The sequence below is a fragment of the Microbacterium sp. S1037 genome, assembly GCF_048381605.1.
Classification (GTDB): domain Bacteria; phylum Actinomycetota; class Actinomycetes; order Actinomycetales; family Microbacteriaceae; genus Microbacterium; species Microbacterium testaceum_B.
In genome coordinates this window covers 1,964,640-1,977,983 of record NZ_JBLWIG010000001.1, presented here as the reverse complement: position 1 = coordinate 1,977,983, position 13,344 = coordinate 1,964,640, and the positions used below count along the sequence as shown (strand labels likewise).

Genomic DNA, 13,344 nt, shown 5'->3' with positions numbered 1-13,344 from the left:
CAGTGAGTCGAGAGCGGCCGGATCAGGTGAAGATGAAGCCGGTCGCGATGCCGATGAAGGCGAGCGCCTCGGTGAAGGCGATACCGATGAACATCAGCACCTGCAGGCGACCCGCGAGCTCGGGCTGACGGGCGACACCCTCGATCGTCTTGCCGACGACGATACCCACGCCGATGGCGGGGCCGATCGCGGCGAGGCCGTAGCCGATCGTGGCGACGTTACCGGTGACCTGGGCGAGAACCGTAGTTGCGTCCACGGATTTTTCCTTTCGGTTGGGTGGCTCGGCGTGCGCCGGGCCGCTCAGTGCTCTTCTGCGACCGCGAGCTGGATGTAGACCGCGGTGAGGATCGCGAAGACGTACGCCTGGAGGAAGGCGACGAAGATTTCGAACAGGGTGAAGGCGAAGCCGAAGGCGAGGGAACCCGCACCGAGAGCCGTCCACCAGCCGCTGAGGTCGACCACGAAGAACTGCGTGGCCGAGAAGAACAGCACCAGCATGAGGTGGCCGACGACCATGTTCATCAGGAGTCGCAGCGTCAGCGTGACGGGACGGATGATGAAGGTCGAGAGGAACTCGAGCGGAACGATGATGATGTAGAGCGGCCACGGGACGCCCGAGGGCAGCAGCGCGTTCTTGAAGAAGCCGCCGGGGCTCTTCTTGATACCGGCGTAGATGAACGTCACGTAGGCGACAATCGCCAGCAGCATGGGCACGGCGATGACGCTCGTGCCGGCGATGTTCAGACCCGGGATGACACCCGTGATGTTCATGAACAACACCATGAAGAAGATGGTGGTCAGGATCGGCAGGAAGCGCTTGCCGTCCTTGCGCCCGAGGATGTCTTCGGCGATGTTGACGCGGACGAAGTCCAGGCCCATCTCGACGACGCTCTGGAATCGGCCGGGGACGACCGTCATGCGCCGGGTTCCGATGACCAGGAACAGCACGAGCACGAGCGTGGCCAGCATCTGCGTCAGGTTGATGCGGGTGATCGCGAAGATCGTGCCCTCGAAGAGCACCGCGTCGGGGAAGAACTCGCCGATGGACGGCGGGTGGAACTCCGCACCCGCGGACGCGAGGTTCGTGATCAGGGTCGCAGCTTGAGTAGTCAGCGCTGGCTCCAGCTTCGGGGCACCGGTATGAACCGTTGCGACGATGGTCGGTGAGAGCACCCAGAATGCAGACCTGGAGGGATAACCCTGGTGCGGGCGGGTACTTACCCCACCCTATCAAACTCCCAGCGGATCCATGTGGCGCGTGCGACGGATCCTCTCGGCACCGGGGTATCCGGCTTGCACGACGGGCGACGGGACGATAGGCAGTCGGCGTCCTTGTCAGGACCGACGGTCGCCCTCGTCGGGATCGGTCGGCAGAGACACGTCGCTCGCACTGGGGATGCGCATGCGCAGAAGCACGACGACATCGACGACCAGGGACGCCACCACGCTGACCACCAGCGCGACGTAGAAGATCACCGGGCTCACCCACGCCTGTTCGCGGAGCACGACGATGGCGACGATGAACAGCACCAGCTTCAGCAGCCACCCCCCGAGAACGATGCCGAAGAAGATCGGGACGTACAGCGGATCGCCGAACCACCGATTGGCGATGAGGATGCTCGCGGCGGTCACCGCGAGGAAGAAAGCGCTCACCGCGACTCCGGCCAGAGCGCTGCCGAGACCTCCCGCTCCCCCGACCGAGAGGCCGACGACCGCGCCGACGACGAGCAGGACGACGGTGACGATGCCACCCCAGACCAGGGCGGTTCGCAGCACCGGGGTGCTGGACGGGCGACGGGCGGGAGTGATGCTGGTCATGAGTGGGGCTCCGGTGGGGTGGGACGCGGACGCCGCGACGCGAGTCGCCAGCGATGCGGGGAGGGAAGAACGGTCAGCACCGCGCAGGCGACGACGCCGACCGCGCCGAACAGGATGCCGAACAGATAGTCGCCGGGCCAGCTCTGCTGGGTTCCGATGTACATGAGCAGGAAGGCCAGGCTCACCACGGCCGTCCAGGAGTAGAAGATGAGGACCGCACTGGTGTCGGTGTGCCCCATGTCGAGCATGCGGTGGTGCAGGTGCTTGCGATCGGGCGAGAAGGGCGACCGGCCCGCCCACTGGCGGCGAGCCACGGCGAGGCCGAAGTCCAGCAGCGGAAGGAGGACGATCACCACCGGGAGCAGGATCGGGATGAACGCACCCAGCAGCTGCGAACGGCCGATCTTCTCGGGGTCCAGGACGGCCGGGTCGAGCTGCCCCGTGATGGCGATCGCGGAGCTGGCCATGAGCAGACCCAGCATCAGGGCGCCGGCATCGCCCATGAACAGCTTCGCCGGCGTCCAGTTCATGGGGAGGAAGCCGAGACACGCGCCGACCAGCACGGCCGCGATGAAGGAGGCCAGGTTGAAGTAGGTGCTGGCACCGGTGTCCCGCACGAGCAGGTATGAGTAGGCGAAGAAGACCCCGTTCGCGATCAGGCACACGCCCGCCACGAGACCGTTCAACCCGTCGATGAAGTTGACGGCGTTCATCACCACGACGAGCGCAAAGACGGTCAGGAGGAAACTGACCCAGCTCGACCCCACCGTGAGTGCACCGATCGGCAACGACAGGATCTGCAGTTGACCGAACCACGCGATCATTCCGGCCGCGACGAACTGCGCGCCGAGCTTGATCATCCAGTCCAGGTCCCACAGGTCGTCGGCGACCCCGACGAGCACGATGAGCAGAACGGCACCGAGCAGCCACAGAACGGGAGCCGGGTCGACCCAGAAGATCGAGAAGTACGGGTTACGGCTCGACAGGGCGAAGGCAGCGACGACGCCGAGGAACATCGCCACGCCGCCCAGCCGAGGCGTCGGGGTCTTGTGCACATCGCGATCCCGGATGCCGGGATAGAGCTTGAAGCGCAGGGCGAGCTTCCACACCACCCACGACAGCGCGAGCGTGACCGCCGCCGTGAACAGGATGGTGAGGAGGTATTGGGTCACGGACCCGGCGCCTCGGCATCCGTGTCCGACGCCGCACGTGCGGACGCACCGTCCGACGCGTCGACGCTCGACGCATCGGCGGAAGCCGCGGCGGGGGTCGGCACGGGAGCATCGGGGTCGGGATCCGGCTCGAGAAGATCCCCCAGCACCTCTCGCAGACGTTCGCGGGAGACGGCGCCCTCTCGGAGGACGCGCACGCGAGGCTCGGCACCGCCGACGAGGGTGGTGGCGTCGACGATCGTGGACGCGATCCCCGTCTCGCTCGGGCCGGAGTCGAGGTACGCGGCGACGCTGTCGCCGAGCATGTCGCGCGCGGCGTCGATGTTCACGGCCGCCGCCATGCCGGTGCGATTCGCGCTGGAGACGGCGAGGGGGCCCGTCTCTTCGAGGAGCTCGAGGGTGAGGTGGTGAGCCGGCATGCGTACGGCGACGGTGCCGTGGGTGTCGCCGAGGTCCCACGACAGGGACGGCTGGGCGGGGAGCACGATGGTGAGCCCGCCCGGCCAGAACTCGCGGACCAGGTCGTCCACGGCCGGAGGGATCTCGGCCACGAGCGCCCGCAGGGTGCCGATCCCGGCGACCAGCACCGGCGGCGGCTGCTGGCGACCGCGACCCTTGGCCTCGAGGAGACCGGCCACGGCGCGGGCGTTGAACGCGTCGGCGGCGACGCCGTAGACGGTGTCGGTGGGGAGCACGACGAGCTCGCCGCGGCCGATAGCCTGGCGTGCATGGCGCATGCCCGACAGCAGCTGCGACTCGTCTCGGCAGTCGTAGACAGGTGACATATCGCGCGCCAGTCTACTTGCGCGTCGGACGCTCCTCACTCCCGAGGGCGCGTGTCAGGGGTGCACCGCCGTGGTCGCGCGGTCGCGCGAGGTCAGGTCCGGGTGCGTCGCGGCGGCGCGCCACCCGTCCGCCGTCAGGAGATCGCGAATCGCGGCGCCCTGCCACTCGCCGTGCTCGATGACGAGGGTCGCCCCGGGGTGGCCCAGCCGAAGTCCCACTCGCGAGAGGTGGCGCACGGCATCCAGTCCGTCCGGTCCGCCGTACAGCGCGGCCGGAGGATCGTACAGTCGCACCTCCGGATCGCGAGGGATGGCGTCGTCGGGAACGTACGGCGGGTTGGATGCCACGACCGACACCTTTCCGTCGAGCTCGGGGAACGCCTCGGCGAGGTCGACGAAAGCGAGGGTGACGTTCTCCGCTCCGATCCGGGCGACGTTCTCCTTCGTCCAGATGAATGCGTCGACGCTGTTCTCGGCGGCGAACACCCGCGCGTGCGGCACCTCGGTGGCCATCGCCAGGGCGATCGCGCCGCTGCCGGTTCCGAGATCGACCGCGATCGGCGACTCGGAGGCGACGGCGCCGAGCGCGTTGATCGCCAGCTGCGCGACCATCTCGGTCTCGGGCCTCGGGACGAACACGCCCGGGCCGACGGCCAGCTCGAGCGAACGGAACGGGGCCACACCGGTGAGGTGCTGCAGGGGCTCGCGGGCGCACCGGCGGTCGGCGAGCGGGAGCAGCTCCGCGGCAGCGGAGGGTGGCATCCGGTCTCCGCGGATAGCGGCGGCCTGCACTCCCCCGCGCGAGAGCTGCAGCACGTGCCCCACGAGGAGCTCGGCGTCGACCCGCGGGTCGGGGATGCCCGCGACTGCGAAACGGGCCTCGAGGTCGCGGACGACGTCGGCGACGGGAACGGCCGTGGGGGCGGGGGGTGGTGCGGTCTCACGCATGACGGGGTCCGAGCCTAGTCGTCCGGCGTCACACACGCCTGCGTGTCGGAGGACTCGCCTAGGATGATCGCGTTCTCATCGACGGCGAAAGGCGACCCATGCCCGGCATCCACTCCGACATCACCTCTGCGTTCGGCGACACTCCGCTGGTGCGCTTGAACCGCGTTGCGGAGGGGACCGAGGCGCAGATCCTGGCGAAGCTGGAGTTCTACAACCCGGCTTCCAGCGTCAAGGATCGCCTGGGCATCGCGATCGTCGACGCCGCAGAAGCGTCGGGCGAGCTGAAGCCGGGCGGCACCCTCGTCGAGTCCACGAGCGGCAACACCGGCATCGCCCTGGCGATGGTCGGCGCCGCTCGCGGTTACAAGGTCATCCTCACGATGCCCGCCTCGATGTCGAAGGAGCGCCGGATCCTGCTCAAGGCGTTCGGCGCGGAGCTCGTTCTGACCGACCCCACCAAGGGCATGTCGTACGCGGTCGACGAGGCCAAGCGCATCGTCGCCGAGACCCCGGGCGCCGTGTGGGCGCGCCAGTTCGAGAACGAGGCGAACCCGGCGATCCACCGCAAGACGACCGCAGAAGAGATCCTGCGCGACACCGACGGCAAGGTCGACTACTTCGTCGCCGGCATCGGCACGGGCGGAACGATCACCGGTGTCGGCCAGGTGCTGAAGGAGCGCGTCCCCGGCGTCAAGATCGTCGCCGTCGAGCCCGCCGACTCCCCCATCCTCACGAAGGGGCACCCGGGGCCCCACAAGATCCAGGGCATCGGTCCCAACTTCGTCCCCGCGATCCTCGACCGCGACATCCTCGACGAGGTCATCGACGTCGAGTTCGACGACGCGATCCGCGTCGCCCGCGAGACCGCGGCCAAGGACGGCATCCTGGTCGGCATGTCGTCGGGAGCGGCGATCTGGGCTGCGCTCGAGATCGCGCGCCGTCCCGAGGCCGCCGGCAAGAACATCGTCGTGATCATCCCGTCGTACGGCGAGCGCTACCTCTCGACCGCCCTCTACGAGCACCTCCGCGAAGACTGACGGTGGGGGTTCTCTCCCGCATCCGCGAAGACGTCTCCTCGGCGAAGCTCCGCGATCCCGCGGCTCGCGGCGGGCTCGAGATCGCGCTGCTCTACCCGGGGCTGCACGCCGTGTGGTCGTACCGCCTCGCGAACCGTCTGTGGCGACGGGGGCTGCGCTTCCCGGCACGGGCCCTGTCCCAGGTGACACGCTGGCTCACCGGCATCGAGATCCATCCCGGTGCCACGATCGGACGCCGCTTCTTCATCGACCACGGCATGGGCGTCGTGATCGGTGAGACGGCCGAGGTCGGTGACGACGTCATGCTCTACCACGGCGTGACCCTCGGCGGTCGGCAGCGCGAGGGCGGCAAGCGCCACCCCACTCTGCACGACGGAGTCGCCGTCGGAGCCGGGGCGAAAGTGCTCGGCCCGATCACGATCGGGGCGCGCTCCGTGATCGGCGCGAACGCGGTGGTCACGCGGGACGCCCCCGCGGACAGCGTGCTCGTCGGGGTCCCGGCGAAGGCGCGCTCGCGGCGGAGCGGCGACGACACGCGCGCCCTGCTGATGGCGCCGGAGTATTCGATCTGAGGCGAGCTCCGAGGAACGTGCACCCTAGGCTCGACACATGACGCGGCTGCACGACCTCTCCCTCGCCGCCCAGATCGAGGCGGTTCGCGCGGTCGAACTGTCGCCCGTCGACCTCACGACGCACTACCTCGAACGGATCCGACGCTTCGCCGATCTCGGCGCGTTCGCTGAGGTGACACCGGATGCGGCACGCCGACGATCTGCCCTGCTCGCAGCTGCCCCCACCCGGGGTCCCCTCTGGGGAATCCCCCTCGCCGATAAGGACCTCGTGGCGCGGGCCGGTGTCCCCACCCGCTACGGCTCCCGCGCTCGCGCGCACCTTGTGCCCGCAGCATCCGACCCTCTCGCGGAGGCGCTGGATGCCGCAGGGGCGATCAACGTGGGCAAGACGAGCACCTCGGAGTTCGGTCTCACCGGCTTCACCGAACCGCTCATCCACGCTCCCGCGCGCGATCCGTGGCGACTCTCGGCCGGGGCCGGCGGCTCCAGCGGTGGTGCGGCCGTCGCCGTCGCGGCGGGCCTTCTGCCGGCGGCGGTGGGCTCGGACGGCGGCGGCTCCATCCGCATCCCCTCGGCCACGGTCGGCGTCGTCGGGCTGAAACCGTCGCGCGGCAGGCTGCCGATCGGTTCGGGCTTCGACTCCCCCGACGGTCTGTCGGTCACCGGGCCGATCGCTCGGTCGGCCGAGGACGCCGGCCTCCTCCTCGACGCGCTCGTGGGGCTCGCTCCGTTCGCTTACGCCACGGAGGCACCCGGTGTGGGTCCGTTCGTCGACGCGGCCCGGCGCTCACCCGGAGCCCTCCGCATCGGCGTCACGACCGTGTCGCCGTGGGACGACGACGAGGACATCGTGCTCGATCCCGACGCACGCACGGCATTCGAGACGGCCACCGCCTGGCTCGCGGATGCGGGCCATGACGTGACGGATGCCGACTGGCATCCGTTCGGGTATGCCTCGCTCTTCCACGTGCTCTGGCGCGCGAGCGCCGCCCGCATCCCGTTGAGCGACGACGACATGACCCTCGTCGAACCGCTGACCGCATGGCTGGTGCAGGAAGGGCGACGGCTGTCGGCGCTCGATCTGCTCGGCGGTCTCGCCTCGGCACGCGCGTTCGAGCGTCGGACGATTGCGGACTTCGCCGCCTTCGACGTGGTGCTGACCCCCGCGCTGGCGCAGGCGCCGCAGCCTGTGGGGTCGTATGCGGGTCACAGCCCGGAGCGCACGTTCGCGATGCAGGTCGAGTACGCACCGTACTCCAGCTTCGTCAACGTGGCGGGACTGCCCGCTTTGACCCTGCCCGTCACGACCGATGCGAGCGGCCACCCGGTCTCGGTGCAGCTCATCGGCCGCCCCGGCGGAGAGGCGACCCTGCTGTCGCTGGCGGCGCAGCTCGAGCACCGTCGCGGCCCGCTCCCCCACCCCCCGGTGTGGGACGCGTGATCGCCGACGTGTCTTACTGAGGACGGGCGATCCCTCGGCGACGATGTGTCCCGGCGGCGGGCGACCGCGAGAACGTCAGTCGCCGGCGAGAGCGGCCAGACGGGCCTCTTCGTCGGCGGCGATGGCCGATTCGATGATCGGGCCGAGGGCGCCGTCCATGACCTGGTCGAGGTTGTAGGCCTTGTATCCGGTGCGGTGATCGGCGATCCGGTTCTCGGGGAAGTTGTACGTCCGGATGCGCTCCGAGCGATCCATGCCGCGGATCTGCGACCGGCGCGCGTCGGCGGCGACCGCGTCGCGCTCCTCCTGCTGCTTCGCGAGCAGCCGGGCGCGCAGCACGCGCATACCCGCCTCGCGGTTCTGCAGCTGCGACTTCTCGTTCTGCATCGACACGACGATCCCGGTCGGAACGTGGGTGATGCGCACGGCGGAGTCGGTCGTGTTGACGGACTGGCCTCCGGGGCCCGACGAGCGGAACACGTCGATCTTGAGGTCGTTCGGGTCGATCGCGACCTCTTCGGGCTCGTCGACCTCGGGGAACACGAGCACGCCCGTCGTGGACGTGTGGATACGCCCCTGCGACTCGGTCGCGGGCACCCGCTGCACGCGGTGCACGCCGCCCTCGTACTTCAGGTGGGCCCACACCCCTTGAGCGGGGTCGCTGGAGGAACCCTTGATCGCGACCTGGACGTCTTTGTAGCCGCCGAGGTCGGACTCCGTGCGTTCGAGGAGCTCGGTCTTCCAGCCCATCGAAGCGGCGTACTGCAGGTACATGCGCAGCAGATCGGCGGCGAACAGCGCGCTCTCGGCCCCGCCTTCGCCGCCCTTGATCTCCATGATCACATCGCGCGCGTCATCCGGGTCGCGCGGGATGAGCAAGCGCCGCAGACGCTCCTGCGTCTCGGCGACCCGCTCTTCCAGCGCCGGGATCTCGGCGGCGAACGCCTCGTCTTCTCTCGCGAGTTCGCGAGCCGCAACCAGATCGTCGGATGCCGAGACCCAGGCCTCGTGAGCCGCGACAATCCGCGACAGCTCCGCGTATCGCCGATTCACGCGCTTGGCGCGCGCAGCGTCGGCGTGCACGGCCGGATCGGAGAGCTCCTCCTGGACGGCCTTGTGCTCCTCGATCAGTCCTCGGACCGACTCGAACATCGCGGGCACCGACATCGCGTCTGCCGCTCGGATCAGCGGATGCTGTTGTCGTCACCGCCGCGCGACGGCGCCGGGATGGACTTCTGCATCTGTACGAGGAACTCGACGTTCGACTGCGTCTCTTTGAGCTTGCCGAGCACGACCTCGAGGGCCTGCTGCGGCTCGAGACCGGCCAGGGCGCGGCGGAGCTTCCAGGTGATCTTCACCTCGTCGGGCGAGAGCAGCATCTCTTCGCGGCGGGTGCTCGACGCGTTCACGTCGACGGCCGGGAAGATGCGCTTGTCGGCGAGCTGGCGGCTCAGGCGCAGCTCGCTGTTGCCTGTGCCCTTGAACTCCTCGAAGATCACGTCGTCCATCTTCGAACCGGTCTCCACCAGGGCGGTGGCGAGGATCGTGAGCGATCCGCCGTTCTCGATGTTGCGCGCGGCGCCGAAGAAGCGCTTGGGCGGGTACAGCGCCGACGCGTCGACACCACCGGTGAGCACACGACCCGAGGTGGGCGCCGACAGGTTGTAGGCGCGGCCCAGGCGGGTGATCGAGTCGAGGAGCACGACCACGTCGCGACCGAGCTCGACCAGGCGCTTGGCACGCTCGATGGCCAGTTCGGCGACCGTGGTGTGGTCTTCGGCCGGGCGGTCGAAGGTCGAGGCGATGACCTCGCCCTTGACGGTGCGCTGCATGTCGGTGACCTCTTCGGGGCGCTCGTCGACGAGCACGACCATGAGGTGGACCTCGGGGTTGTTGTGCGCGATGGCGTTGGCGATCTGCTGCAGCACGATCGTCTTGCCCGCCTTGGGGGGCGCGACGATGAGGCCGCGCTGGCCCTTGCCGACGGGCGCCACGAGATCGATGATGCGCTGGGTCAGCTTCTCGGGTGCCGTCTCGAGACGCAGGCGTTCCTGCGGGTAGAGCGGGGTGAGCTTGCCGAAGTCCACGCGCGTGGCGGCGTCGTCGACCGACAGACCGTTGATCGAGTCGACCTTGACCAGCGCGTTGTACTTCTGGCGGCTGGACTGCTCGTTCTCGCGCGGCTGCTTGATCGACCCCACGACGGCGTCGCCCTTGCGCAGGTTGTACTTCTTGACCTGGCCCAGCGAGACGTAGACGTCGCTCGGCCCGGGCAGGTAGCCGGTGGTGCGCACGAAAGCGTAGTTGTCGAGCACGTCGAGGATGCCGGCGATCGGCACGAGGACGTCGTCCTCGCCGATCTCGGAATCGAACTCGTCGCCCGTCGTGTTCTGGCCGCGGCGCTTGTTGCGCTGACGGTTGCGGTTGCTGGTGCCGCCCTGCTGCTGCTGAGCCTGCTGACCGTTCTGGGCGCCACCGTCGCGCTGGCCGCCCTGCGGGGCGGTCTCGGACTCATCGGCTGCCGCGGGCTGCGCCTCGGCGGTCTCGGCGTTCTCGGCGCGGTTGCGGTTCCGATTGCGGGACCGGTTCCGGCCCCGACCCCGCGCCGGCGTCTGGTCGGCGGTGTCGTCCGGCGAGGTGGTGTCGGCGGCCTCGCTCGAGGGGGCGTCGCCCTCAACCGGCGCGTCGGGCGCGTCGGTCGCGCCGGCCTCGTCGACCGTCGGGGTCTGCTCGGCCGCGGCGGCGTCGTCGGCGACATCGGCCGCGGTGGTCGCGGGGGTTGCCGCGTCGACCTCCGCCTCGGCGGCGACGTCGGCCGCGGGCGCCTCGGCGGCGACCGTGTCAGTCGCAGTGGTGTCCGCCGCGGCGGCCTCCGCAGCGGCGGTTTCGGCCGCGGCAGCCTCGGCGGCAGCGGCCTCGGCGGCCGCCTTCTCCTTTGCGGAGGCGGTCGTCGCGCGACGCGGCGCCCGCTTGCGCGGAGCCTTCGCCGGCTTCTCGGCCGGGGCGGCCTCTTCGGCGGGGGCCTCCGCGGCCGCAGCCGTCGGCTCCTCGGCCGCGGCGGCGGGCTCGGCAGCAGCGGGCTCGGCAGCGGCGGGCGCCTCGGCAGCGGGCTCAGCGACCGCCTCGGCCGCGGCAGGCGCCTCGGCGGCCAGCGCGTCATCGGTGAACAGCGCCTCGGGCTGTGCGGCATCGGCGGGCGCCGCGTCGGCGGCGGCCTCGTCGGTGGTCGCGTCGTCAGCCGCAACCTCGGCGGCCGAGGCGTCTGCGCCCTCGGCATCCGGGGTCTCGGCGGCCGTGTCGGCCCGGTCGGTGTCGGTGCCCTGCGCCTCGGCCGAAAGCTCTTCGGCGGGGATCTCGGCGCCCTCGGGCGCGTCGACGGGCTGGGTCTCGGAGATGGACTCCACGAGTGCTCCTCAGAAAATGAAACGTGATCAGATCGCGCTTCGCCATGCAGAACGCAGACGAAGAGACACCAGCGGTTCGGGAGACTGCAGCCGAGACCGGGTTCGCGATGTGTTGCGGATTTCGCAGGTGGTGCAGAGGCTCAGATTCGCGAATTACGCGGAACCCTCTGCGATTTTCACTGTACCACCCTTGACGTCGACGGCGAGCATGAGCGCCTGCCACGGGGTGTCGACCACGGATGCCATAAGATCTGCCGCCGCGAGTCGCTGCCCCGGCCCGTCGGCGAGAACCAACACGCTCGGTCCCGCGCCCGACACGACGGCCGCGTAGCCCTCGGCGCGGAGGGCGCGAACGAGCCGGTCGGTCTCGGGCATCGCCTGGGCGCGATAGTTCTGGTGCAGCTTGTCCTCGGTCGCGGCCATGAGCAGCTCGGGGCTCTGGGTCATCGCGGCGATCAACAGGGCCGAACGCGACACGTTGAACACCGCGTCCTCGCGCGGCACCTGCAGCGGCTGCAGGCTTCGCGCGACGGCGGTCGACATCGTGAAGCTCGGCACGAAGACCAGCGGCGACACACCGCGGTGCACGATGAGCTGCTTGTGCTGGGGGCCCTCGGCATCCATCCACGCGATCGTCAGACCGCCGAAGAGGCCCGGCGCGACGTTGTCGGGGTGACCCTCCATCTCGGTGGCCAGCCGCAGCAGGTCGACATCGCTGAACGTCACCTCGCCCTCGAGCAGGCCCTTGGCGGCGAGGATGCCGGCCACCACGGCGGCTCCGGACGAGCCCATGCCGCGACCGTGCGGGATGACGTTGTGCGCGGTCAGCCGCAGCCCGGGAAGGGCACGGCCGACCGACGCGTACGTGTGCGCCATCGCGCGGACGACGAGGTGCGACGCATCGCGGGGGACGTCGGCTGCGCCCTCGCCCTCGACCTCGATCTCGAGGAGGCCGTCGTCGAGCTGCTCGACGACGAGTTCGTCGTAGACGCTCAAGGCGAGACCGAGGGTGTCGAAGCCGGGTCCGAGGTTCGCGCTCGTCGCGGGAACACGGACCGCGACCCGACGGCCGGGGCCTGTGGTCACGCGCTCACCGGCTGCAGGTCGAGCACCGAAGCGACCTCCGAGGTGGCCGCGTCGACGACGGTGGGCTGCACGTCGGTGCCGTCGGCCTTGCGCAGGGCCCACTGCGGGTCCTTGAGGCCGTGGCCGGTGACGGTGAGCACGACCTTGGCGCCGGCGGGGACGACCCCCGCCTCGGCGCGGTCGAGCAGCCCCGCGACGCTGATCGCCGAGGCGGGCTCGACGAAGATGCCGACCTCGCCGGCGAGGATCTTCTGCGCTTCGAGGATGCCGGCGTCGTCGATCGCGCCGAACCAGCCGTCCGTCGCGTCGCGCGCCTCGAGGGCGAGGTCCCACGACGCGGGGTTGCCGATGCGGATGGCGCTGGCGATCGTCTCGGGCTGCTTGACGACCTCGCCGCGCACGAGCGGGGCGGACCCCGCGGCCTGGAGGCCGAACATGCGCGGAACGCGCGTCGCGACACCGCGAGCGGCCTCTTCGCGGTAGCCGCGCGAGTACGCGGTGTAGTTGCCCGCGTTGCCGACCGGGATGAAGTGGAAGTCGGGCGCGTCGCCCAGGACCTCGACGACCTCGTAGGCCGCGGTCTTCTGCCCCTCGATGCGGTCGGGGTTCACCGAGTTGACCAGGTGCACCGGGTAGTGATCGGCGAGCTCGCGCGCGATCTCGAGGCAGTCGTCGAAGTTGCCGCGGATCTGGATGAGGCGGCCGTTGTGCGCGACGGCCTGGCTGAGCTTGCCCATGGCGATCTTGCCCTCGGGGACGAGCACCGCGGCCGTGATCCCGGCGTGCGCGGCGTAGGCCGCGGCCGAGGCCGAGGTGTTGCCCGTCGAGGCGCAGATGACGGCCTTGGCGCCGTGCTCGACGGCGCGCGAGAGGGCGACGGTCATGCCGCGGTCCTTGAACGAACCGGTGGGGTTCATGCCCTCGTACTTCACCCACACGTCGGCACCGGTGCGGCGCGAGAGAGCGGGGGCGGGCAGCAGCGGCGTACCGCCCTCGCCGAGGGTGACGACGGTGGAGGCGTCGGTGACGCCCAGCCGGTCGGCGTATTCGCGGAGGACTCCGCGCCAAAGGTGTGCCATGT

The 13,344-nt window shown here is 70.0% G+C and carries 13 protein-coding genes; 3 read left to right on the top strand and 10 right to left on the bottom strand.

The genetic code is table 11. The features are described 5' to 3' along the window. Positions 1 to 22: 22 nt before the first annotated feature. The 6 genes from atpE to prmC all read right to left on the bottom strand — a co-directional run bounded on the left by atpE (position 23) and on the right by prmC (position 4,723). Complete coding sequence (gene atpE / locus ACMW4R_RS08935) at positions 23 to 256, bottom strand: F0F1 ATP synthase subunit C (RefSeq protein ID WP_043360904.1); 234 nt, start codon at positions 254 to 256, stop codon at positions 23 to 25. Between the two features lie 44 nt (positions 257 to 300). Then, the gene (gene atpB / locus ACMW4R_RS08930; protein ID WP_373426631.1) at positions 301 to 1,113 is read right to left on the bottom strand and encodes a F0F1 ATP synthase subunit A; all 813 of its coding nucleotides are present in this window, start codon (positions 1,111 to 1,113) and stop codon (positions 301 to 303) included. A gap of 222 nt (positions 1,114 to 1,335) precedes the next feature. Then, positions 1,336 to 1,818, bottom strand: coding sequence for a hypothetical protein (locus ACMW4R_RS08925; RefSeq protein WP_058597263.1), 483 nt, complete (start codon positions 1,816 to 1,818; stop codon positions 1,336 to 1,338). Next, the gene (locus ACMW4R_RS08920; protein WP_058597262.1) at positions 1,815 to 2,990 is read right to left on the bottom strand and encodes an MraY family glycosyltransferase; all 1,176 of its coding nucleotides are present in this window, start codon (positions 2,988 to 2,990) and stop codon (positions 1,815 to 1,817) included. The genes ACMW4R_RS08925 and ACMW4R_RS08920 overlap by 4 nt, the downstream gene beginning before the upstream one ends. Then, positions 2,987 to 3,775 (bottom strand): L-threonylcarbamoyladenylate synthase, encoded by a 789-nt coding sequence (locus ACMW4R_RS08915; protein WP_058597261.1) that lies wholly within the window; start codon positions 3,773 to 3,775, stop codon positions 2,987 to 2,989. The genes ACMW4R_RS08920 and ACMW4R_RS08915 overlap by 4 nt, the downstream gene beginning before the upstream one ends. A gap of 54 nt (positions 3,776 to 3,829) precedes the next feature. Continuing rightward, entirely contained in the window at positions 3,830 to 4,723 is an 894-nt protein-coding gene (gene prmC, locus ACMW4R_RS08910) for a peptide chain release factor N(5)-glutamine methyltransferase (protein ID WP_058627822.1), read from the bottom strand. A gap of 98 nt (positions 4,724 to 4,821) precedes the next feature. On the opposite strand from prmC, the gene cysK reads away from it, so the two are divergent. Genes cysK through ACMW4R_RS08895 form a run of 3 tightly spaced genes read left to right on the top strand, consistent with a single transcriptional unit; the run spans position 4,822 to position 7,773 of the window. Beyond that, positions 4,822 to 5,760, top strand: coding sequence for a cysteine synthase A (gene cysK, locus ACMW4R_RS08905; RefSeq protein WP_058597259.1), 939 nt, complete (start codon positions 4,822 to 4,824; stop codon positions 5,758 to 5,760). A gap of 2 nt (positions 5,761 to 5,762) precedes the next feature. Next, positions 5,763 to 6,332 carry a serine O-acetyltransferase EpsC gene (gene epsC / locus ACMW4R_RS08900; RefSeq protein ID WP_058597258.1) on the top strand — a complete coding sequence of 190 codons (570 nt, stop codon included), beginning with the start codon at positions 5,763 to 5,765 and terminating at the stop codon, positions 6,330 to 6,332. A 37-nt stretch (positions 6,333 to 6,369) separates the two neighbouring features. Beyond that, the gene (locus ACMW4R_RS08895) at positions 6,370 to 7,773 is read left to right on the top strand and encodes an amidase (RefSeq protein WP_418299702.1); all 1,404 of its coding nucleotides are present in this window, start codon (positions 6,370 to 6,372) and stop codon (positions 7,771 to 7,773) included. 75 nt (positions 7,774 to 7,848) lie between these two features. On the opposite strand, the gene prfA is transcribed toward ACMW4R_RS08895, so the two are convergent. The 4 genes from prfA to thrC form a co-directional block, all read right to left on the bottom strand. Continuing rightward, complete coding sequence (gene prfA, locus ACMW4R_RS08890) at positions 7,849 to 8,925, bottom strand: peptide chain release factor 1 (RefSeq protein WP_058627841.1); 1,077 nt, start codon at positions 8,923 to 8,925, stop codon at positions 7,849 to 7,851. Positions 8,926 to 8,957: 32 nt separating this feature from the next. After that, on the bottom strand, positions 8,958 to 11,177 hold the full coding sequence (gene rho, locus ACMW4R_RS08885; RefSeq protein ID WP_418299701.1) for a transcription termination factor Rho: 2,220 nt from the start codon (positions 11,175 to 11,177) through the stop codon (positions 8,958 to 8,960). Between the two features lie 153 nt (positions 11,178 to 11,330). Next, a complete protein-coding gene (gene thrB / locus ACMW4R_RS08880; protein ID WP_058597256.1) occupies positions 11,331 to 12,263 on the bottom strand; it encodes a homoserine kinase in 933 nt (310 codons plus the stop codon). Continuing rightward, positions 12,260 to 13,342 (bottom strand): threonine synthase, encoded by a 1,083-nt coding sequence (gene thrC, locus ACMW4R_RS08875; RefSeq protein ID WP_058628463.1) that lies wholly within the window; start codon positions 13,340 to 13,342, stop codon positions 12,260 to 12,262. The genes thrB and thrC overlap by 4 nt, the downstream gene beginning before the upstream one ends. Positions 13,343 to 13,344: the final 2 nt, after the last annotated feature.

Coding starts and splice junctions, on each gene's coding strand:
- ACMW4R_RS08915 (WP_058597261.1), bottom strand. CDS start 3,775: ATGTCACCTGTCTACGACTGCCGAGACGAGTCGCAGCTGCTGTCGGGC.
- thrC (WP_058628463.1), bottom strand. CDS start 13,342: ATGGCACACCTTTGGCGCGGAGTCCTCCGCGAATACGCCGACCGGCTG.
- cysK (WP_058597259.1), top strand. CDS start 4,822: ATGCCCGGCATCCACTCCGACATCACCTCTGCGTTCGGCGACACTCCG.
- prmC (WP_058627822.1), bottom strand. CDS start 4,723: ATGCGTGAGACCGCACCACCCCCCGCCCCCACGGCCGTTCCCGTCGCC.
- prfA (WP_058627841.1), bottom strand. CDS start 8,925: ATGTTCGAGTCGGTCCGAGGACTGATCGAGGAGCACAAGGCCGTCCAG.
- ACMW4R_RS08925 (WP_058597263.1), bottom strand. CDS start 1,818: ATGACCAGCATCACTCCCGCCCGTCGCCCGTCCAGCACCCCGGTGCTG.
- ACMW4R_RS08895 (WP_418299702.1), top strand. CDS start 6,370: ATGACGCGGCTGCACGACCTCTCCCTCGCCGCCCAGATCGAGGCGGTT.